General features: G+C 38.2%; 18 protein-coding genes and 2 pseudogenes. 13 read left to right on the top strand and 7 right to left on the bottom strand.

Going from position 1 to position 22,460, the window contains the following annotated elements; genetic code table 11:
- Positions 1–142: 142 nt before the first annotated feature.
- Both NSS97_RS24675 and NSS97_RS24670 read right to left on the bottom strand, forming a co-directional pair.
- A pseudogene (locus tag NSS97_RS24675) lies at positions 143–496 on the bottom strand (dockerin type I domain-containing protein); the annotation flags it as partial.
- Positions 487–609 (bottom strand): annotated as a pseudogene (locus NSS97_RS24670) (TasA family protein); the annotation flags it as partial. The pseudogenes NSS97_RS24675 and NSS97_RS24670, both read right to left, overlap by 10 nt.
- Positions 610–1,079: 470 nt before the next feature.
- On the opposite strand from NSS97_RS24670, the gene glgB reads away from it, so the two are divergent.
- The 5 genes from glgB to glgP all read left to right on the top strand — a co-directional run bounded on the left by glgB (position 1,080) and on the right by glgP (position 9,119).
- Complete coding sequence (glgB, locus tag NSS97_RS24665; protein WP_341114274.1) at positions 1,080–3,017, top strand: 1,4-alpha-glucan branching protein GlgB; 1,938 nt, start codon at positions 1,080–1,082, stop codon at positions 3,015–3,017.
- The gene (gene glgC, locus NSS97_RS24660; protein ID WP_002089246.1) at positions 2,965–4,095 is read left to right on the top strand and encodes a glucose-1-phosphate adenylyltransferase; all 1,131 of its coding nucleotides are present in this window, start codon (positions 2,965–2,967) and stop codon (positions 4,093–4,095) included. Before glgB ends, glgC begins: the two co-directional genes overlap by 53 nt.
- 18 nt (positions 4,096–4,113) lie before the next feature.
- Positions 4,114–5,148 carry a glucose-1-phosphate adenylyltransferase subunit GlgD gene (gene glgD / locus NSS97_RS24655; protein WP_341114272.1) on the top strand — a complete coding sequence of 345 codons (1,035 nt, stop codon included), beginning with the start codon at positions 4,114–4,116 and terminating at the stop codon, positions 5,146–5,148.
- Positions 5,149–5,261: 113 nt separating this feature from the next.
- Positions 5,262–6,692, top strand: coding sequence for a glycogen synthase GlgA (gene glgA, locus NSS97_RS24650; RefSeq protein WP_107887427.1), 1,431 nt, complete (start codon positions 5,262–5,264; stop codon positions 6,690–6,692).
- A gap of 18 nt (positions 6,693–6,710) precedes the next feature.
- Entirely contained in the window at positions 6,711–9,119 is a 2,409-nt protein-coding gene (glgP, locus tag NSS97_RS24645; RefSeq protein WP_107887290.1) for a glycogen phosphorylase, read from the top strand.
- Positions 9,120–9,274: 155 nt separating this feature from the next.
- Here the strand turns inward: glgP and NSS97_RS24640 are convergent, their stop codons facing one another.
- Both NSS97_RS24640 and NSS97_RS24635 read right to left on the bottom strand, forming a co-directional pair.
- The gene (locus NSS97_RS24640) at positions 9,275–9,409 is read right to left on the bottom strand and encodes a hypothetical protein (RefSeq protein ID WP_002015803.1); all 135 of its coding nucleotides are present in this window, start codon (positions 9,407–9,409) and stop codon (positions 9,275–9,277) included.
- A 77-nt stretch (positions 9,410–9,486) separates the two neighbouring features.
- Positions 9,487–10,209 carry a lipase family protein gene (locus NSS97_RS24635; protein ID WP_044443797.1) on the bottom strand — a complete coding sequence of 241 codons (723 nt, stop codon included), beginning with the start codon at positions 10,207–10,209 and terminating at the stop codon, positions 9,487–9,489.
- 142 nt (positions 10,210–10,351) lie between these two features.
- On the opposite strand from NSS97_RS24635, the gene NSS97_RS24630 reads away from it, so the two are divergent.
- Positions 10,352–11,122 carry a MerR family transcriptional regulator gene (locus NSS97_RS24630; RefSeq protein WP_044443799.1) on the top strand — a complete coding sequence of 257 codons (771 nt, stop codon included), beginning with the start codon at positions 10,352–10,354 and terminating at the stop codon, positions 11,120–11,122.
- 23 nt (positions 11,123–11,145) lie between these two features.
- Here the strand turns inward: NSS97_RS24630 and NSS97_RS24625 are convergent, their stop codons facing one another.
- The gene (locus tag NSS97_RS24625; protein ID WP_044443801.1) at positions 11,146–11,928 is read right to left on the bottom strand and encodes a TIGR00266 family protein; all 783 of its coding nucleotides are present in this window, start codon (positions 11,926–11,928) and stop codon (positions 11,146–11,148) included.
- A gap of 321 nt (positions 11,929–12,249) precedes the next feature.
- Here NSS97_RS24625 and cspD point away from each other — a divergent pair, with 321 nt between their 5' ends.
- Positions 12,250–12,450 carry a cold-shock protein CspD gene (cspD, locus tag NSS97_RS24620; RefSeq protein ID WP_001193051.1) on the top strand — a complete coding sequence of 67 codons (201 nt, stop codon included), beginning with the start codon at positions 12,250–12,252 and terminating at the stop codon, positions 12,448–12,450.
- 43 nt (positions 12,451–12,493) lie between these two features.
- Here the strand turns inward: cspD and NSS97_RS24615 are convergent, their stop codons facing one another.
- Together NSS97_RS24615 and NSS97_RS24610 are read right to left on the bottom strand one after the other, a co-directional pair.
- Positions 12,494–13,225 carry a TraR/DksA C4-type zinc finger protein gene (locus tag NSS97_RS24615; RefSeq protein WP_107887291.1) on the bottom strand — a complete coding sequence of 244 codons (732 nt, stop codon included), beginning with the start codon at positions 13,223–13,225 and terminating at the stop codon, positions 12,494–12,496.
- Positions 13,226–13,349: 124 nt separating this feature from the next.
- Positions 13,350–14,303 carry a 1,4-dihydroxy-2-naphthoate polyprenyltransferase gene (locus tag NSS97_RS24610; RefSeq protein WP_002015811.1) on the bottom strand — a complete coding sequence of 318 codons (954 nt, stop codon included), beginning with the start codon at positions 14,301–14,303 and terminating at the stop codon, positions 13,350–13,352.
- 193 nt (positions 14,304–14,496) lie between these two features.
- Here NSS97_RS24610 and NSS97_RS24605 point away from each other — a divergent pair, with 193 nt between their 5' ends.
- The 6 genes from NSS97_RS24605 (at position 14,497) to menC (ending at position 22,222) form a co-directional block, all read left to right on the top strand.
- Entirely contained in the window at positions 14,497–15,891 is a 1,395-nt protein-coding gene (locus NSS97_RS24605) for an isochorismate synthase (RefSeq protein ID WP_002015812.1), read from the top strand.
- On the top strand, positions 15,888–17,642 hold the full coding sequence (menD, locus tag NSS97_RS24600; protein WP_107887292.1) for a 2-succinyl-5-enolpyruvyl-6-hydroxy-3-cyclohexene-1-carboxylic-acid synthase: 1,755 nt from the start codon (positions 15,888–15,890) through the stop codon (positions 17,640–17,642). The genes NSS97_RS24605 and menD overlap by 4 nt, the downstream gene beginning before the upstream one ends.
- The gene (menH, locus tag NSS97_RS24595) at positions 17,639–18,451 is read left to right on the top strand and encodes a 2-succinyl-6-hydroxy-2,4-cyclohexadiene-1-carboxylate synthase (protein WP_044443809.1); all 813 of its coding nucleotides are present in this window, start codon (positions 17,639–17,641) and stop codon (positions 18,449–18,451) included. Before menD ends, menH begins: the two co-directional genes overlap by 4 nt.
- A 68-nt stretch (positions 18,452–18,519) precedes the next feature.
- A complete protein-coding gene (gene menB / locus NSS97_RS24590) occupies positions 18,520–19,338 on the top strand; it encodes a 1,4-dihydroxy-2-naphthoyl-CoA synthase (protein WP_002089233.1) in 819 nt (272 codons plus the stop codon).
- A gap of 331 nt (positions 19,339–19,669) precedes the next feature.
- Complete coding sequence (locus NSS97_RS24585) at positions 19,670–21,115, top strand: o-succinylbenzoate--CoA ligase (RefSeq protein WP_107887294.1); 1,446 nt, start codon at positions 19,670–19,672, stop codon at positions 21,113–21,115.
- Positions 21,116–22,222 (top strand): o-succinylbenzoate synthase, encoded by a 1,107-nt coding sequence (gene menC, locus NSS97_RS24580; RefSeq protein WP_107887295.1) that lies wholly within the window; start codon positions 21,116–21,118, stop codon positions 22,220–22,222. It abuts the gene before it with no gap.
- The last annotated feature ends 238 nt before the right edge of the window (positions 22,223–22,460 follow it).

Raw genomic sequence — 22,460 nt, 5'->3', positions numbered from 1 at the left:
CTTCCTACCTCTGAGTTTTTATATAATCTAATATAAATTCCTTTTCCGGTTTCCCTTGTATATCCCCAATATACCCCTTTTGCTGGATAAGGGTCATTTATAGAAAAAAGCACTCTATTTTCGAATAGAGTGCTTTTATGTGTTATTTTTTCGGTGTTAATCCTAATTTCTTTAAAATATCTGCAAGTGTACCGCTTTTTGATTTTTCAACAGGCGTTTGTGATTTAGCTGCATCTGGCCCTTTTTTCAAGAAGTTCTTTTCAACGAAACGAATATCTTTTTCGTCGACAATACCATCTTTGTTAAGATCGCCGTCTTTTACAGATACTCCTTTTTTACCATAGTTGCTAGCGATAATTTCAGCATCTTTAATATCAATGACTTTATCTCCATTTACATCACCTGCAAGGTTTTCATCAGGTCGTGCGTAATAATACTGGCCAAGCAGCTTACCATCTTTTTCAGTACCTAGTTTTGTAGTTAGACGGCTTGAAATGAATTACCCGATGTTTCGGAGTCGCTGAAATAGGCGAATACACCGCCAAATGTAAGTGATAAGCCTAGTGATGCAGTGACAACTCCCATTCCTACTTTTTGTTTCAATGACATAAGAAAGCCCCCTAGTTTGATTTTTATAGCAAACATTCGCAACGAGTATGAAATAAGTAAACATAGTATTTCAGTATGAATTATAGTTGCGAAGCATGCTGTTCGTTATTGAGAACAAGTATATGCTTATGAATTTTACATTTCAATAAATTTTGTGACAAAAAATGTTGAGAAACATTTTTTTATGAAAGATTATTTTGTTTGTATTTTACGTGGAAAGAGCGTGAAATACAGAGAAAAACCAATAAAATAAATATTGAGCAACAATGAAAGGTGAGAAATAGTAAGGGGAATAAAGCGTTCGCAATGAATATTCGTCAAAATTCGATATTTTACACGATAAATGTGAACATTTTAAATGAAATTTAAGAAAAAAACGAATATTTTTTAAAAACAACAAGGATATTTCAGTTTTTTGCAGAAACAGTTAAAGTGTTTAAAATTTCTGTCATCTTAGTGAGGTGAACATATTGGATGTAATAAATTGTGAAGAAGTGAAACGAGATGAGTTTCATACAGAAAAGTACTATGACAGTTATAACATCTTTGGGGCACATATTGTGACGGAAGATGGGATGCGAGGTGTACGATTCACAGTATGGGCTCCTCATGCGAAAGCAATGAGTGTTGTTGGGGATTTTAATGAATGGGATTATGAGCAACATAAGATGCTACAAGTGACAGAAGAGGGGATTTGGTCCTTGTTTGCACCGCATATTGAAGAGAATGATATATATAAGTATGCGATTGAAACGATGGATGGTGACGTTATTTTAAAAGCGGATCCTTATGCAGTATATGCAGAAGTAAGACCAAATACGGCATCTGTAGTTTTTGATATAGAGGGATATGAATGGAATGATAAAAACTGGATTCGTAAGAGAAAGAAAAAATCGATTTATAAAGAAGCGATGACAGTTTATGAATTACATTTCGGTTCTTGGAAAAAGAAAGAGGATGGCGCTCTGTATTCTTACAGAGAAATGGCCGAGGAGCTCATTCCGTATGTGGTGGAACATCAATTTACACATATTGAAATTATGCCGCTTGTTGAGCATCCATATGATCGTTCTTGGGGATATCAGGGAACAGGATATTATGCAGCGACAAGTAGATTCGGCACGCCACATGATTTGATGTATTTTGTCGATGAATGTCATAAATATGGAATCGGTGTCATTTTAGATTGGGTGCCGGGGCATTTTTGTAAAGATGCTCACGGTTTATATTTGTTTGATGGGACACCGACTTATGAATATAAAGATAGAGACGTACAAGAAAACCTGGTATGGGGAACTGTTAATTTTGATTTAGGGAAGAGAGAAGTACGTAATTTCTTAATTTCAAATGCGTTATTTTGGATGAGGCATTTCCATATTGATGGTTTCAGGGTAGATGCAGTTGCGAATATGCTGTACTGGAATAAAGAAGGAAAAGAGCAAAGCAATGAACACGCTGTTTCTTTCTTACGAGAGTTAAATGAAGCCGTGTTTGCAGAAGATGAAGAGTTTCTTATGACAGCGGAAGATTCAACAGCTTGGCCACTTGTAACAGCTCCAACATACGAGGGTGGGCTTGGATTCAATTATAAATGGAATATGGGTTGGATGAATGATGTGCTGAAATATATGGAATGTGCGCCAGAGTACCGGAAATACATTCATGAGAAAATGACATTCTCTTTAATATATGCTCACTCTGAAAACTTCATATTGCCGCTTTCTCATGATGAAGTCGTTCATGGGAAAAAGTCGTTATTAAATAAAATGCCGGGAGATTACTGGGATAAGTTTGCTCAGCTTCGTTTATTATATGGATATTTCTTTACTCATCCAGGTAAGAAATTACTCTTTATGGGTGGAGAATTCGGGCAATTTGATGAGTGGAAAGACCTTGAAGATTTAGATTGGAATTTACATGATTTTGAAATGCATCGTAATATGCATGATTACTTTAAAGAGCTCATAGCATTGTATAAGCGCTCAAAACCACTTTGGCAGTTAGATCACTCGCCTGAAGGATTTCAGTGGATTGATGCTAATAATAATGAGCAAAGTATTTTCTCGTTTATCCGCCAAGGGGATAAGCAGGAAGATGCGTTAGTTGTCGCATGTAATTTTACGAAAGCTACATATGAAAACTATAAAGTAGGTGTACCAGATTTCGAGTACTATAACGAAATTTTAAACAGTGACTCGGCGCAATATGGCGGATCGGGGCAAGTGAATAAGAAACGTCTCAAGACGATTCTAGAGCCATATCATAATCAAGCGGCACATGTAGAAATTACAATTCCACCATTTGGCGTATCCATATTACGACCAGTGAAGACGAGAAAGGGGAGCAAAAAACAAGATGGCTCAAAAACAAAAGTGCGTAGCAATGTTACTAGCAGGGGGAAAAGGTAGTCGTTTAAGTGCATTAACAAAAAATTTAGCCAAGCCAGCTGTTCCATTTGGTGGTAAATATCGCATTATTGATTTTACGTTAAGTAACTGTGCAAACTCCGGTATTGAAACGGTGGGGATTTTAACACAATATCAACCGTTAGAACTTCATAATTATATTGGAATCGGAAATGCTTGGGATCTTGATCGTGTAAACGGTGGAGTCACTGTGTTACCTCCTTATGCGGAGTCTTCAGGTGTGAAGTGGTATACAGGTACGGCAAGTGCTATTTATCAAAACTTAAACTATTTAAGTCAGTATGAACCAGAATATGTCCTTATTTTATCAGGCGATCATATTTATAAAATGGATTACAGCAAAATGCTAGATTACCATATTGAGAAAGAAGCGGACGTTTCGATTTCTGTTATTGAAGTGCCGTGGGATGAAGCAAGTCGCTTTGGCATCATGAATACAAATGAAGAGATGGAAGTTGTTGAATTTGAGGAGAAACCGCAATTTCCAAGAAGTAATCTTGCATCAATGGGAATTTATATTTTTAACTGGGCTATTTTAAAAGAATATTTAGAGATGGATGCAAGAAACCCTGAATCTAGTAATGACTTCGGAAAAGATGTACTTCCGCTCTTGTTAGATGAAGGGAAGAAGTTGATGGCGTATCCATTTGAAGGATATTGGAAAGATGTTGGAACGGTGAAAAGCTTATGGGAAGCGAATATGGATTTACTTCGCGATGAAACATCGTTGAACTTGAACGATCGTAATTGGCGCATTTATTCTGTAAATCCAAACGAGCCGCCTCAATATATTGCACAGCAGGCAAAAGTAGAAGAGTCACTTATTAATGAAGGGTGCGTCATTGAAGGGGACGTGAAGCATTCTGTTTTATTCCAAGGAGTGACGGTGGAAGAAGGTAGTATGGTAATCGATTCTGTCGTTATGCCGGGGGCAAAGATTGGTAAAAACGTTGTGATTGAAAGAGCGATCGTTGGATCGGAAATGGTTATTGAAGATGGGACAATAATTCGTCCAGAAAAAAATGTTGATGATGTAGTACTAATTGCTGAAGGAAAATAGAAAAGGGGGATGAAATGAATGGGAGAAAAAATGTTAGGAATTATTAATGCAACGGGAAGTTTTCCTTCCTTAAAGAAAGTAACAGGGCATCGTTCATTAGCGGCGTTACCGTTTGGAGGCCGTTATCGCCTCATTGATTTCATGCTTTCAAATATGGTGAATTCTAATATTCATAGCGTGGCGGTTTTTACAAGTCATAAAAATCGTTCTTTAATGGATCATGTCGGTTCAGGAAAACAGTGGGATTTAGATAGAAAGCGTGATGGACTGTTTTTATTCCCACCGAACTGCCAATGTGATCATGACGAATTTGGATCTTTTGCACATTTTAGAAGACATATTGATTATTTTCTAAGAAGCAGAGAAGAATATGTTGTTATTACGAATAGCCATCTTGTAACAGCGTTAAACTTTCAAGCGGTGTTAGAGCGACATATACACACGTCTGCAGATATTACTGAAGTTTGTCATGAAGGGGTTTCGCTTCAAACATATGTGTTAAAGAAACAATTATTGCTAGACTTATTTGAGACATATAAAGATGTGGAGCAATACAGTTTATTTGATGTAGTGAGAGAAAAGAGCGGGAAATCACTGCATATTACTACGTACGAACATACAGGATATGTAGCTATTATTGATTCTATTGAAAGTTACTATAAACATAGCCTAGAAATTTTGCAGCCTTCTATTTGGAAGCAATTATTTAAGAAAGAAGCACCAATCTTTACGAAAGTAAAAGATGAGCCACCAACTCGTTATATGAAGAGTGCAGTAGTGAAAAATACGATGATTGCAAACGGCAGTATTATTGAGGGTGAAGTAGAAAATAGTGTTGTCTCCCGTTCTGTTAAAATTGGAAAAGGTTCAATTGTTCGTAATAGTATTATTATGCAAAAGAGCCAAATTGGAGATAATTGCATAATAGACGGTGTTATTATTGATAAAGACGTGAAAATTGGTGACGGTGTTGTACTAAAAGGAAACGCCGATGAGCCATATGTTGTAGAAAAAGGAAGCATTCAAAACAGTACGATTAATAGTTATTCTTAAAAGAATCAGTGGGGGTTTTTCCTCCACTGATTAAAGCATTCATTCAAATGAAAACTCGAAGGGAGGAAGCTGCAAGGGAAGTCGTATAAGCTTTTCGTGCAGTGGGACAACAAGTGAATATTTTATTTGCAGTATCAGAATGTGTACCATTTGTTAAATCGGGAGGATTAGCTGATGTAGCAGGTGCGCTCCCAAAAGAGCTAAAAAAATTAGGCGTGGACGTTCGCATTATACTTCCAAATTATAGTCTTATTCCGCAAAAATTAAGGGATGGATGTACGTTACATAAAGTAATTAACGTCCCGCTTGGGTGGAGAAATCAATATTGCGGAATTTTAAAAGGTGAGCAAGACGGGATTACGTATTACTTAATAGATAATGAATATTATTTTAAGAGAGATTCTCTATATGGTCATTATGATGACGGAGAGCGTTTTTCTTATTTTTCGAAAGCAGTTTTAGAGTGTATTCCGCATCTTGATTTCGAAGTGGATGTTCTTCATAGCCACGATTGGCATACAGCTATGGTGAATTTCTTACTGCGTGAAAAGTATCAAGATAATCCATTATATGAGCATATTAAAACGGTGTATACGATTCATAATTTGCAGTTCCAAGGTGTATTTCCTCCTGAAGTGATGTACGACTTGTTAGAACTTGGTGATGAATATTTTCATAGTGAGCAGCTAGAGTTTTATGGAAATGTGAACTTTATGAAGGGCGGAATTATCGCTTCTGATCAAATTACAGCAGTTAGCCCGACATACAAAGAGGAAATTCAATATGAGTTTTTCGGTGAGAAGTTAGATGGGTTGTTACGAAAAAATAATGGTAAGCTTAGCGGCATCGTAAATGGAATTGATACGAGCGTATATAATCCAGAAACAGATTCGTATATTACTGCTCAGTATGATGCAGAGTCATTAGAGGAAAAGAATGAAAATAAACGCGCCTTGCAGCGTTATTTTGGTTTGCCAGAAAAAGAAGATACACCAATTATTTCGATGGTAACGAGATTAACGAAGCAAAAAGGTCTTGATTTAGTACGTACTGTATTCCGCGAAATAATGGAGGAAGATGTGCAATTTATTATTTTAGGATCAGGTGATTCTGAATATGAACAATTCTTTGAGTGGATGGCATACGAGTATCCTGAGAAGGTAAAAGTGTATATCGGATTTAATGAAGAACTAGCCCACCAAGTGTATGCGGGAAGTGATTTATTCTTAATGCCATCACTATTTGAACCGTGTGGACTTGGACAACTTATCGCATTAGCGTACGGTACAATTCCGATTGTAAGAGAGACAGGCGGATTAAATGATACTGTACAATCTTATGACGAAGAAACTGGAGAAGGAAATGGTTTCAGTTTCACGAACTTTAATGCGCATGACATGTTGCACACGGTTCTTCGTGCGATTGAATTTTATCATGATAAACCGGTATGGGAGCAGCTTGTAAAACAAGCGATGACTGAAGATTATAGCTGGGAGAAATCAGCTCTTGCCTATAAGAAATTGTATAAAAGTCTCATGGAATAACATGTAGGTGGTGAAGAAATGTTTACTCATGTTGAAAGTTTCAAATCAGCTTTTCTAGAAAAGTTAGAGACGATGTATGGTAAAAGTTTTAAAGACTCTACAACTCGTGATCAATACAATACGCTTGGGTACATGGTACGTGAGTATATGAATAGTCAATGGATTGCAACGAACGAAAGTTATCGGTCTGGAGAGCAAAAGCAAATGTATTACTTATCCATTGAGTTTTTACTTGGGCGTTTGCTTGGAAGTAACATATTAAATTTAGGCATCAGGGATGTATGTGAGCAAGGACTTTCTGAGCTTGGGATTTCTTTGCAACAATTAGAAGAGGTGGAAGCAGATGCAGGTCTTGGAAATGGTGGACTTGGACGATTAGCAGCCTGTTTCCTTGATTCACTTGCATCTTTAAACTTACCAGGTCATGGCTGTGGAATTCGTTACAAACATGGCTTATTTGATCAAAAAATTGTTGATGGTTATCAAGTTGAATTTCCAGAACAGTGGCTTCTTCATGAAAACGTATGGGAAGTAAGAAGGCATGATCAAGCTGTAGAAGTAAGTTATTTCGGCAATGTTGAACCGCTATACATTGATGGGCGTTTAGAGTTCAGGCATACGAATGCAGAAGTGATTATGGCAGTACCATATGACGTTCCAGTAGTAGGTTATGAGACGAGTACTGTAAATACACTCAGACTTTGGAATGCTGAACCAGTTCCTTTCCCGCAAAATTGCAAAGATATTTTGAAATATAAGCGTGAAACAGAGGCTGTATCGGAGTTTTTATATCCAGATGATACGCATGATGAGGGGAAAATACTTCGTTTGAAGCAACAGTATTTCCTCGTATCAGCAAGTTTGCAAAATATCGTTCGTATGCATAGAGAAAGATATGGTGACCTTCGTCAATTACATGAGAAAATCGCGATTCATATTAATGATACACATCCAGTTTTGGCGATTCCAGAACTAATGCGTATTTTATTAGATGAAGAAAAACTAGCATGGGAAGAAGCTTGGCACATAACGACACAAACGATTTCTTATACGAATCATACGACGTTATCAGAAGCGCTTGAGAAGTGGCCAATTCACATTTTTAAACCGTTATTACCGAGAATTTATATGATTATTGAAGAGATTAATGAACGTTTCTGTCATGAACTTTGGGAACGTTATCCATATGAATGGCATCGTATTGAAGAGATGGCGATTATTGCGCATGATCTTGTGAAAATGGCTCATTTAGCAATTGTCGGTAGCCATAGCGTAAATGGTGTAGCAAAAATTCATACGGAAATTTTAAAGCAACGTGAAATGCGATTGTTTTATGAGTTTTATCCAGATAAGTTTAATAATAAAACGAATGGAATCGCTCATAGACGTTGGTTAATGAAGGCGAATCCGCAGCTGACAAACCTGATTTCAGAGGCGATTGGAACAGAGTGGAAGAAAGAACCGATTAAGCTTCAAGCGCTGCAAACAGTTCAACACGATGCGAGTTTCCAAGAAAAATTTGCAGAGGTAAAACAAGAGCGTAAAGAGATTTTAGCGGAGCGTATTCATAATAAAATGGGGATTACAATTGATCCTAATTCTATTTTTGATGTGCAAGTAAAAAGACTACATGCTTACAAACGACAACTATTAAACGTTCTTCATATTTTATATTTGTATAACCGTTTGAAAGAGGATGCTAGTTTTACATTTTATCCGCGTACTTTTATCTTTGGAGCGAAAGCATCACCTGGCTATTACTATGCGAAAAAAATTATTAAATTAATCAATGAACTCGCAAGGAAAGTAAATAATGATCCGTACGTAAGCCAATATATGAAAGTTATCTTTCTAGAAAACTATCGAGTGTCTTTAGCGGAAGATATATTCCCAGCTGCGGATGTGAGTGAGCAAATTTCAACTGCGAGTAAAGAAGCATCAGGAACAGGGAATATGAAATTTATGATGAATGGTGCGATTACACTCGGAACGTTAGACGGAGCTAATGTTGAAATAAAAGACCGGGTCGGTGATGATAACTGTTTCATTTTTGGCTTAACAGCGGAAGAGGTTCTTCATTACTATCAAAATGGTGGATATCGTGCAAGTGATTATTATCATCACAATATGCATATTAAAAAAGTAGTAGATCAGTTAACGAATGGTTTCTTTGCACAGTCGGGAGCTGAATTTGAAGCGATTTATGATTCACTTGTAATTCAAAATGATGAATACTTCGTTTTGCGAGATTTTGGTCCATATGCGGAAAGGCAAGAAGCTGTTGGTAGAGCGTATGAAAACCGAACGAAGTGGCTAGAAATGTCGATTTTAAATATTGCACAGTCTGGTCATTTTGCGAGTGATCGAACGATTTTACAGTATAGTAATGAGATTTGGAGTATTGGTAATGCGGTTACACAGTATTAAGTGAAAGTCCCTTTTGAAGGGACTTTTATTCATGGAGACAAAGTGTAAAAATGAATAATACGTATAGGGACGCTAAAGTGTATTCACTTTTAAAAGAGGAATATAATTGCTAAAAAACGAGCTTAATCTCATTAAGCTCGTTTTTCCGTTTTTGCTTAAGAAAGAAATGGGATGGCAGTATACATGATACCTGTTCCACCATATTCTCCAGTCGCAAAGTATGAAAATGTAAAGAAACCCGTAAACGTAAAAATTACAATGAGAAAAAGTGCAAAGATAAATTTTAGCATGTAAGGTCCCCTCATCCGAAAAATAATTTCATATATTATTATAGTATAAGGATATTTAATTTCCAATTGTTTACTGGTTAAAAATGAGAAGTCAGACATGTTTTGTATGTTGTCATGGCATGATTATTTGTAATAGATTTTGTGTTTTTTGTAAAAGTCATGTTGTGATGAACATGTGCATATTCCCAGTCTTGTTCATTAAAATGGACATTGCGCGGAGGGAGAAGAGGAACGACATCAAATAAATTAACAAAGCGAAAGCTACTAGCTACTTGTAGTTTATAATAATTACGAAATGCAATATCGCCCACTTTGGGAGAGGCAAATGTATAAAGACCGTACTGTGCGAAGGCGGTGTTGATACGCGCATCGAGTATATGTAGTGTGGCGAGCGCACCGCCTAAGCTATGGCCTGTTGCAAGAAGTTTCTTATGGGCTGGTAATGACACGAGCATATCCATAATAGAATCCCGGCAAGATTCATAAATTGAAAGAAAACCGTTATGAACATTTCCGCTATTTAAAGCGTATGGGTATGGCCTTTGGTTGACGAGTGAATCGATAATCCAATCTGTATCTGTTTGTGTGCCCCTAAAAGCTACAATAATCGTATCTTCAGATTCTAATATGAACCCAAACCATTCCATCGTTTGAATCGCTTTTCCTTGAAAGCCTTGTACATATTGGAATCCATCAGGTATTTCAAAAATCCCATTTTGTTTATATTGTTCATACGTTAACTCACAACAAGATGCTAACAATATGGCAGTATCTTTATCAAAGGATAAAGGAGTACGCATCAAGCAAGCCCTCCTTAAGAAAAGGTATAGTTCAATATATGCAGTGAGGGACTTGATTCATTCTTTTTTGAAAAAAGGCTTGAACCTACAGTTACGTGAGGGAGTATGATTTTTGTAAACATATTGTTAGGAGGAGTATAGGATGAGCAAAAAGGAAGGCTATTCAATTGGTGAGTTTTCAAAGAGAACGGGTATATCAATACGGACACTACAGTATTACGATGAACTTGGCCTGCTTAAACCTGAAAAAAATATAAGTTCAGGACACCGTGTATATAAAGATAGAGATATATTAGCGCTCCCAAAAATAGTGAGTCTTAAAGTATTAGGATATAGTTTAGAAGAAATTCGTGTCATGCTCAATGTGAAAAGTTTGAATATAAGCTTAAAAGAAACATTACAAAATCATAGAGTAGCCTTTGAAGAAAAGAAAAAACAACTTGAAGTTTCGATAAAGGCGATTGAACGAACAATGGTATACCTTGAGGAAGATGAAGAGGTAGATAGTAACATATTAATGAGCTTAATTAATAGTATCCAAAAAGAAAACGAACAACGTTTATGGCTTGAAGAATATGTATCAAAAGAAGTGGCTGATGGATTATATAATAAGCCGGAAGAAGAGGACATAGCACTTGATAAAGAATTTATGCGTTTAGCAAAAGAAGTGAAAAGGTTATTTGGAAGACAAATTGAGGATTCAGAAGTGCAAAAATTGGTTGATGAACATATGAAAGCGACTCTTAAGTATGTCGGTGAAGAGACAATGTATTCTCTAGGTAAATTAGAGAATGTAGAAGAACAATATAATAATATGATGCCTTCTCCTTATACGGAAGAAGAAGAGGCGTGGCTTAATGAAGCGATGAAATACTTTATGATCCAAAATGGTTTGTATAGTCCACCTAAATAAAAAATGCCCTATAAGGGCACTTATTACTCTTTTCCATCTAATAAACGACCAAGTCCGCCTAAAACGCTACCTTCACCGCTGTTTTGAGCTGCTGGGCTTGTAAGGCGTGCTGCTAAGCGGCTAAGTGTTAAGGACTGAATCCAAACCGTTCCAGGACCTTCTAGCGTTGCGAAGAATAAACCTTCACCGCCAAATAGAGCTGTTTTTACTTTTCCAACGAATTGAATATCGTAGTTAACATCTTTTGTCATTGCAACGAGACAACCTGTATCAATGCGAAGTTTCTCACCAGGTTTTAATTCACGCTTATATACCGTTCCTCCTGCATGCATGAAAGCTAGACCATCACCTTCAAGTTTCTGCATGATGAAACCTTCACCCCCGAAGAAACCAGTTCCTATTTTTTTAGTAAACTCAATTCCGATAGAAACACCTTTTGCGGCACAAAGAAATGCATCTTTTTGGCAGACTACTTTTCCTTGATATTCTGTTAAATCAACAGGAATAATTTTTCCAGGATAAGGAGCGGCGAATGATACGTGTCGTTTGCCATGACCTGTATTTGTAAATACAGTCATAAACATACTTTCACCTGTAACGAGACGTTTACCTGCGCCCATTAATTTACCGAATAGACCACTAGATGGTCCAGAACCATCACCGAAAATCGTTTCCATTTCGATATGATCTTCCATCATCATCATTGCGCCAGCCTCTGCGACAACGCTTTCTTCTGGATCCAATTCAATTTCAACAAACTGCATATCATCGCCATATAACTTATACTCGATTTCATGTGCTTGCATTTTTTCACCTCATCATATGTAGTAATTATATTGTACAAAAATTAAAGAAATTAGAATACTGTAGTTTTATTAATTTTTGAATAAAAATAGAATGAAAATTTATGATTATACTAGGCTTATAAAAAACAATGGGACGAAAGTGTTCTCATTTGACGTTTTTGATATAGCATGATATAGTGAAAACACTATTGAGCTACATAATGTGGTACGGAAATAAAGCACGTTGTATTAAAGGCTGTAAGCTTGTTATACATTCATGTCCTTTATATCCACCTTTTCATGTGGATTCATAGTTTCATTTTTATTTAGGAGGTACATGACATGCAAACAGGTAAAGTTAAATGGTTTAACGGCGAAAAAGGTTTTGGCTTCATCGAAGTTGAAGGCGGAGAAGACGTATTCGTACATTTCTCAGCTATTCAAGGCGACGGCTTCAAAACTTTAGAAGAAGGTCAAGAAGTTTCTTTCGAAATCGTTGATGGAAACCGCGGACCACAAGCAGCTAACGTTACAAAAAACTAATTAGCTAGCGAAAAAAAGCATTCCGAATTTCGGAATGCTTTTTTTATGCTTTAGAACCAGACTCATCTGAAGATAATTCACCTTTAAAGGTGCGTTCTTCAAAGTCATCAAGCAATTGTTCATATTCTTCATGTTCTTCTGTTGCGAAAACTTGTGGGTTTTTTCCATACATATCTGTTCCAATAAAGTTTTCGAAATCCTCTACATACCCAACATTTTCTTCACTATTTACGTACATGCCATTATAGTTTTTTGAATCCTGTCTTTCTAAATCGGATGGTGTTTCTGATGTTCCGTAATTTGCGACGTCTTGCCAAGCATCTTCAGCATCGTACTCTACAGAATGATCTTCGTCGTGCTTGTGAAACGAAGGATTTAGCACCTCTTCTTCAACTGGGCGCACCTTCATATCTAATTTATTTGTAGTGTGCTGAATACACGTTGTAGCAGTTGGCATTGCTTCTAATCTTTCAAATGGAATTTCCTCACCAGACACTTCGCAAATTCCGTACGTACCAGCTTCAATTTTTTGCAGAGCATGTTTCGTATCTTCTAACTGTTTATGCCAAAATTCGATGAGTCCGAAATCTTTCTCACGTTCGTACAATTCTGTAGCCATATCACCTGGATGGTTGTCATAGCTAGACAATTCTCCTACTGAATCACGTTCAGATGCACGGTTTTCATCTTCATGAGTTTGTATCGTTTGTTCAACTTCTTGCTGTTGTTTTTCTAGAATAGATTTAAATTGATTTATTTGTTGTGGAGTTAACATAGTCGTCCACCTTCCTACAATTCAGTTTCTTTACATAGTATGAGCGTTGAGCGTAGGAATTATGAGATGAATTTCAGCCGGGAAGTCGGTATATGAAAAAAGGAGCCGCATAAGCAGCTCCTTTCTATAGGAAGTATCCAAGCAATAATCCGATTCCCATTAGGAGACCGAAAATTGTATTTGTTTTTGCTGTTGAAATCATCGCAGGTACCATTTCCATTGGAATGCTTTTGCCGATAAAGCCTTTCGTCGCTTTAAATGCTTTCGGTACACTTAAGAATACGATAAGCATCCATGGTGATACGATGTTAACGATGATTAAAGCGATTGTCCAAATGTAGGCAACGATAAACATAGAAGCAAGTACACCAACGGCTCTTTCGCGTCCAACGAGAATTGCTAACGTTTTACGACCATTTTCTTTATCACCATCTAAATCACGAATATTGTTAGATAGTAAAATTGCACCAATTAAAATGGAGCTTGGAATAGATAATAAAATCACTTCTGATGTTACTGCGCCTGTTTGGATAAAGAATGAAATACCAATAATAATGACACCCATAAATAATCCTGCTGTTAGCTCTCCAAATGGTGTGTACGCAATTGGAATAGGGCCACCAGTGTAAAGGTAAGCAACGGCCATACAAACAAGACCGATTGCAGCAAGCCACCAGCTAGAGTTCATACAAATATAAACACCTAATAGCGTTGCGATGCCTAAAAATCCGAATGCTAAGTTAAGAACGGTTTTTGGTTTAATGCCATCGCGGACGATAGCACCGCCTATTCCAACTGAACCTTCATGATCGAGTCCTCTTTTATAATCAAAGTATTCATTAAACATGTTCGTTGCTGCTTGAATGAGAAGGCAAGCAAGAAGCATCATAAAGAAAAGAGGAAGATGTATTTGATTTATACCTCCGACCTGCATTGCAAAAGCTGTTCCGATGAAAACAGGAACGAAAGCTGCTGTTAATGTATGGGGACGTAATAAACTCCACCAAATTCGCCAGCCTGTTTGTTTACTTGGCTTTGGCGCCGTAGGAGAGGAATTCGTTTCGACATTCATTTCCATGTTGAATCCTCCTTGGTCACATATTGTACACAATTAAGTGTAGAAAAAGCATCATTTAGTGTCAACGTTTATTTTCTAGGAAGAGAAGGTGAATTTCTCAGAAATGCTAAACGTTGACAGGCCTTTCCTTTGAGGTGTATCTTAAAATCAAGCGTAATTATGACTATTTTTCGCCCATAGGGGGGAGACAATTGTGATTCAAACGAAACGAAAAGGCTTACAAGAAGTTCTTGTTACAGCTATTAAGCGTGCGACTGATGAAAAAACATTAGTTAGTTTTGTAAAACAAATAGATTGGGTGGATCCACTTCTGTTTTATGCAGCAGGAAAAAGGATCGCATTCGAAAATAGATGTTATTTTGCAGACCCAGCTCAGCATGTAATATTTGCTGGAATTGGCTCTGTTTTCACTATAGCAAATTCTTCTCACAAACGCTTTCAAACTGCTCGTGACGAGTGGGATAAAGTAAAAGAGAAAGCATTCGTACAAAGAGAAGGATACGAATTTGGAACAGGTCCTCTTTTATTTGGTGGATTTTCATTTGACCAAGAAAAAGAAAAAACGAATCTTTGGAAAGAATTTGATGATACCACATTTTCACTACCAGCATTTTTATTAACTGTAAAAAATGAAAAGGCGTGGTTAACGATTAATCAGTTCGTTTCAGCTGAAGATTGTGCAGAAACTCTTTATAATGAAATTATTTCTGTAGAAGAGAGAATTTTACAAGAGAGTAAATGTGCACTAGTAGGATCAAAATTAACAGTTACTTCTAAAGTAGAAGTTGATCCGAGTGGCTGGATGAACGCGATTGGAAAAGTGCAAGATGAAATGAAGCAAGGGAACGTGCAGAAGGTTGTATTAGCAAGGGAGCTAAAATTAACGATGGATCAGCATATTGATTCCGTTCTTGTTTTAGAAGCGCTTCGCATTGGGCAACCGGATTGTTACGTATTTTCTTTTGATTATAAAGGAGCATGCTTCTTAGGGGCGACACCTGAGCGATTGATTCGAAAAGAAGGCGAGAAGTTCACATCGATGTGCCTTGCTGGTTCAATTGGTCATGGTAATTCTATAGAAGAAAGTAAACAAAATGGTGAGACGCTTCTTCATGATGAAAAGAATTTGGCTGAACACGGTTATGTAGTTAACATGATTCGAGGTGTGCTAAGTGAGCATTGCGAATCTGTTAATATTCCGGAGAGCCCAGGCTTATTAACGACGAAAAATTTAATCCATTTATATACGCCAGTAGAAGCAAAAGGTGATGCAAGTCTTTTAACGATGGTAGAAGAATTACATCCAACACCAGCTCTTGGTGGTACACCTCGTCATGAGGCGTTGAAATTAATTCGTGATGTAGAGCTTTTAGATAGAGGATTATATGGTGCACCAATTGGCTTTATAGATGATGAAGGAAATGGTGAATTTGCGGTTGCACTTCGCTGCGGATTATTAAATGGCGAGAAGGCATCCTTGTTTGCCGGCTGTGGTATCGTAATTGATTCAGTAGCGCAGCTTGAATATGAAGAAACAAGTTTGAAGTTTAGACCGATGCTTGGTGCTTTGGAGGAATTAATGAAATGAACAATCATATAGAAGCATTATCATATTATTTAGGCGCGTTCGTGGACGAACTGACGCGTCTAAATGTATGTGATGTTGTCATTAGTCCTGGCTCACGGTCAACGCCGATTGCCTTACTAATGGAACAACATGAAGGAATGAAAACATATTTACATGTAGACGAAAGATCAGCAGGATTTTTTGCGCTCGGTATTGCGAAAGCAAAAAAACGTCCTGTTGCGCTATTATGTACGTCAGGGACGGCAGCAGCGAACTATTATCCAGCTGTATGTGAAGCGTTTCATTCACGAGTGCCGCTTATCGTATTAACAGCGGATAGACCGCATGAATTAAGAGATGTGGGTGCACCACAGGCGATGAATCAATTTAATTTATACGGTACTTTTGTGAAGCAATTTACAGAGATGGCACTTCCTGAAGCGAGTGAAGCAATGTATCATTACGCTCGAATGACAACGCAGCGTACGATAGCAAGCGCACTTCTAGCGCCGCAAGGACCTGTTCATCTTAATTTTCCAGTTCGCGAGCCGCTTATACCGGATTTCTCATTAGAAAGTTTATGGGATAAAGGGCGTGGTGAATATACAGGAGTAGTTCAGCAAGGGAACGTGACGATGCCGAGTGAATATGTAGATTCTCTTGTAGGGCGCCTTTCACATATGGAAAAGGGGCTTATTATTTGTGGAGACGGCAGTCATCCAGAAATAACAGAAGTTGTTATGAAAGTAGCTGAGAAAACAGGGTATCCAATTTTAGCAGATCCACTTTCTAACCTCCGTAGTGGTAATCATGATAAAACGATGGTTATAGATTGTTACGATACATTTTTACGAAATGAATTGTTAAAAGAAACGTGGAAGCCGAATGTTTTAATTCGTTTCGGAGGAATGCCTGTCTCTAAAGCATTAACGCAGTTCATCAAAAAACAAACGAAAGCTGTTCATATCGTTGTCGATGAATCTGGACAATGGAGAGATCCAGCTCTAGTTGCGACAGAAGTTGTACAAGCTAGTGACAGTGAATTTTGCAGAGCATTACTAGAGAAAGTGCCAGTTATGAAAAAGAATGATTGGTTCGGAATGTGGAAACATATAAACGAGAAAACGAGAGAAACGCTTCGTGAGATGGAAACATATGAAACGGCGTTTGAAGGAAAAGTAATTACGGATATTGTACGTGTATTACCAGAAGGGGCAACGTTATTTGCGAGTAATAGTATGCCAATTCGCGATACCGATTCATTTTTCTTCACATCGGATAAAAACATTCAAGTAATGGCGAACCGCGGTGTAAATGGTATTGATGGAATCATTTCAACAGCTTTAGGAGCGAGTATTATTTGTGATCCGCTCGTATTAGTAATCGGTGATTTATCATTTTATCACGATTTAAACGGACTATTAGCCGCGAAACTACATGAGTTAAATATAACGATTGTTGTTGTAAATAATGATGGTGGAGGTATTTTCTCATTCTTACCACAATACGAGAAAAAGGAACATTTCGAATCATTATTTGGAACACCAATTGGGCTTGATTATGAACATGTTGTCAAAATGTATGGTGGTTCATTTAGCCGTGTAAATGGTTGGGAAAACTTCCGAGAAGAAGTACAAACTGGAACGAAAACGAATGGATTACACGTTGTGGAAATTTGTACGAATCGCGAAGAAAACTTGAAATTACATCGTGAACTATGGGCAAAAACAATGGACGTTATTACTACATCTTTGCAAGGTGAATCAAAATGAAAGTAACATTGCAAGGTGTATCGTATGAATATGAAGTAGCTGGAAGCGGGGAACCACTTCTACTTCTTCATGGTTTTACGGGAAGCATGGAAACGTGGGGTTCCTTTATTCCTTCTTGGAGCGAGCAGTTTCAAGTCATTCTAGTAGACATTATTGGACACGGGAAAACGGAAAGTCCTGAAGATGTGACGCATTATGATATTCAAAATGTGGCACTGCAAATGAAAGAACTACTGGATCATCTTCATATTGAAAATGCGCACATACTTGGCTATTCAATGGGTGGTAGACTTGCGATTACGATGGCATGCTTATATCCAGAATATGTGCGTTCGCTTCTTTTAGAAAACTGTACAGCTGGACTTGAGAGTGCAAAGGAGCGAAAAGAACGCAAGGAAAAAGATGAACGACTTGCTGATAAAATTGAGAAAGAAGGCATCCGAAGTTTTGTATCGATGTGGGAAAATATTCCGCTATTTGAAACGCAAAAACGTTTAGCGCAAAACGTAAAAGAAGCGGTGCGAAAAGAACGACTTGCTAATAATCCAAAAGGACTTGCAAATAGTCTTCGCGGCATGGGAACAGGGGCTCAGCCTTCATGGTGGAACGAATTGCAAAACCTAAAAATACCTGTCCTTTTACTGAATGGAGAAAGCGATGAAAAGTTCTTTCGCCTATTAAAAAACATCGAAAAATGCATCCCTCATGCGAAATTTGTCAAAATTGATGGGGCTGGCCATGCAATTCATGTGGAACAACCGGAAAAGTTTGATACAATAGTAAAGGGATTTCTAAAAACTATGCAGTGATACTTTTTTTAGCAAGAAGGAAGTTGCACTTATAGCGGAGATCAGAAATATAAAAGGAGGTAATAGTAATGACTATTGAATGGGTAAAAGAAGGCAATTACGAAGATATTATTTATTCAACATACAATGGCATCGCAAAGATTTCGATTAACCGCCCTGAAGTACATAATGCATTCCGTCCTAAAACGGTAATGGAGTTAATCAATGCTTTTGCACACGCTCGTGATGATGCAAATGTTGGCGTTATCATTTTAACAGGTGAAGGTGGACGTGCATTCTGTTCTGGCGGCGATCAAAAAGTTCGCGGTCATGGTGGCTATGTAGGTGACGACCAAATCCCACGTTTAAACGTATTAGACTTACAACGTCTAATTCGCGCAATCCCTAAACCGGTTATCGCAATGGTAGCAGGTTATGCAATCGGTGGTGGACACGTACTTCATATCGTATGTGACTTAACAATCGCTGCAGACAACGCTGTATTCGGACAAACAGGTCCTAAAGTAGGAAGCTTTGACGGTGGATACGGAGCTGGTTATTTAGCTCGTATGGTAGGCCATAAGAAAGCTCGTGAAATTTGGTACCTATGCCGTCAATATAGTGCACAAGAAGCACTTGATATGGGCTTAGTAAACACAGTAGTACCATTAGAAGAACTTGAAGCAGAAACAGTACAATGGTCACAAGAAATTTTAGCAAACAGCCCAATGGCACTTCGTTTCCTAAAAGCTGCATTCAACGCAGACACAGACGGTTTAGCTGGTATTCAACAACTAGCTGGAGACGCAACGTTATTGTACTACACAACTGACGAAGCAAAAGAAGGCCGCGACGCGTTCAAAGAAAAACGCACTCCGGACTTCGGTCAATTCCCTCGTTTCCCGTGATCAAACCAAAAGCGGAAGCAGCTCGTTCAGAATGTGAGGGGGATGGAGCTTCTGACAGAGAGGCGCTTTTTGCATCGTAGGAAGAAGTGAAGCCACCGAACATTCTAGCTGCTGTAGCTGGATGTTTTAAAAGCGGAGCCGACTGTTTAGCCCCGTAGGCTAAGGTTCTTTCGTATAGAAAGTGTTTTTTACTTTCTCGTGCGGAAGGTTCTTAGACGGAAGCGGCTCGCACACAATGTGAGACGCTCCCAAAAGATCACACCGGAAACAAAACAACTAAGAGACTTGATGTCATATCAGGTCTCTTTCTTTCATGAAAGGAGAATGAGTGATGGAGACGATGCCGAATTGGTTAATGCAACGTGCATTTTTAACACCTGATCGCACTGCAATTGAAATTGAAGAGGAGAAGGTTACTTTCATGCAGCTGCATGAAAAAGTAGTATCTGTTTGTGAACACCTCACGCATGTAGGAGTGAAGCGGGCGCAAAAGGTGGCTGTTCTGATGAAAAATGGTATGGAGATGATTACAGTTATTCACGCCCTATCTTACATAGGTGCAGTAGCTGTGCTTTTAAATACGCGTCTTTCAAGAGAAGAGCTACTTTGGCAAATGGATGATGCGGAAGTTGTTTGTTTAGTGACGGATCAAGAGTTTGAGACGGAAAATGTTCCAGTATGTTCATTTGCTGAAGTGATGCAAGGACCGAAGGCGGAAGCATTTATACAAGAAGAATTCTCTTTAGAAGAAGCGATGACAATTATTTATACGTCAGGGACGACAGGGAAACCGAAAGGCGTTGTTTTAACGTACGGTAACCACTGGGCAAGTGCAGTCGGTTCTTCGCTTAATTTAGGGCTTCGTGATGATGATTGTTGGTTAGCTTGTATGCCAATGTTCCACGTTGGCGGGTTATCTCTTTTAATGAAAAATATTATGTACGGTATGCGCATTTTACTCGTTCCAAAATATGATGCTAATTTTATTCATAAAGCACTTCAAACGAGAGGCGTTACGATTATTTCTGTCGTTTCTAAAATGCTAACAGATTTATTAGAACGGCTTGGCGAAGGTATATATCCATCCTCTTTACGATGCATGTTACTTGGGGGGGGACCAGCACCGAAGCCGTTATTAGAAACATGTGTGGAAAAAGGAATTCCTGTGTATCAAACGTACGGTATGACAGAAACATCATCGCAAATTTGTACGTTAACAGCAGATTACATGTTAACGAAAGTAGGATCAGCAGGAAAACCACTATTTCAGTGTCAGCTTCGTATTGAAAAAGACGGCGTAGTTGTGCCGCCCCGTGCTGAAGGAGAAATTGTAGTAAAAGGACCGAACGTAACAGGTGGCTACTTTAACCGTGAAGATGCGACGCATGAGGCGATCAGAAATGGATGGCTTCATACTGGTGACCTCGGTTATTTAGATGAGGAAGGATTTTTATACGTATTAGATCGCCGCAGTGATTTAATTATTTCTGGCGGAGAAAATATATATCCAGCTCAAATTGAAGAAGTATTGCTCTCTCATCCGGCGGTAGTAGAAGCGGGTGTTGTCGGTATGGCTGACGAAAGTTGGGGACAAGTACCAGCTGCTTTTGTTGTAAAAAGTGGAGACGTAACAGAAGAAGAAATTATTCGTTTTTGCGAAGAGAAATTAGCGAAATATAAAGTGCCGAAGAAAGCATGTTTCTTAGAGGAATTACCACGAAATGCTTCGAAGAAATTGTTAAGACGAGAGTTAAGACAATTAGTGGAGGAGATGTAGGTGGAAATAAAAAAAGCGACACTTTATATAACGGAAATGCCGCTCATTATCCCGTTTGCGGCAAGTTACGGGACTTATGAAAAGCGTGAAAGTATCGTCATTGAATTAGAGGATACAGATGGATACATTGGTTTTGGTGAAGTCGTTGCATTTTCTGAACCGTGGTATACGGAAGAAACGGTGAAGACAGCGCTGCATGTACTTCAGGATTTTTTATTACCAGATTTATTGAAAGCTGAAATCTCTCATCCGAATGAAGTACCGTCTTTGTTCAAACATATAAAGAGAAACCGAATGGCAAAGGCCGGAATTGAAGGTGCTGTTTGGGATTTATATGCGAAGCGTCAAAAGCAGTCGTTAGCGATATTGCTTGGCGGAAATAGGTCTGAAATTGAAGTCGGCGTTGTGATTGGGATCAATACAATTCCCACTATGTTAAAACAAATCGAGAAGTACGCGAAAGAAGGATACGAGCGCTTTAAAGTGAAAATAAAGCCAGAACATGATTACGAATTGCTGAAAGAAATTCGTAAAGAGTTTCCGAATATCCCGTTAATGGCTGATGCAAATTCAGCTTATACATTAGCGGATACGGAGAAGTTGAAACGACTAGATGAATTCCAGCTTATGATGATTGAGCAGCCGTTAGCGGATTACGATTTTCTGGATCATGCACAACTGCAAAAGAAAATTGAAACACCGATTTGTTTAGATGAAAGCATTCATAGTTTAGAAGACGCACGTGTTGCGATTACGCTTGGCAGTTGCCGCGTCGTTAATATTAAACCAGGGCGAGTGGGCGGATTAACAGAGTCCGTTCAAATCCATAATTATTGTATGGAGCATAACATACCAGTTTGGTGCGGTGGCATGGTAGAAATGGGGATTTCACGAGCTCAAAATGTTGCACTCGCTTCATTGCCAAACTTTACGATTCCTGGAGATATATCTGCTTCTAGTAGACATTGGGAGAAGGATATTATTTCACCGGAAGTGATGCTTGAAGGCGGAAAAGTAAGGGTACCGCAAAGTATTGAACGTGAGTATGAAGTAGATCGAGGCAGGTTGGAAGAAATAACAAAGCAGCGGATTATTTTTGAGCGATGAATGGGAGCTTTTATTAGTACTGACTACCTGCAAATAGCGGGATGATTTTGTCGTTAATTGTCGGTAAGTCGATATATTTAAAAAATCGCTGATATAATTTAAATTACAGTTGATATATTTTGAAAATTGCCGATATAATTTCATTTATCAAGGTTACTCTTATGAGTAGCCTTTTCTTATTGTACAAATTGGATAGACTAGTTTAAAATCGAGCGTATGAAAACAGAATAAAGTAGGG

This window comes from Bacillus sp. FSL R12-0074, from assembly GCF_038005725.1.
Lineage (GTDB): Bacteria > Bacillota > Bacilli > Bacillales > Bacillaceae_G > Bacillus_A > Bacillus_A mycoides.
This window is presented reverse-complemented; position numbering and strand designations above follow the sequence as displayed.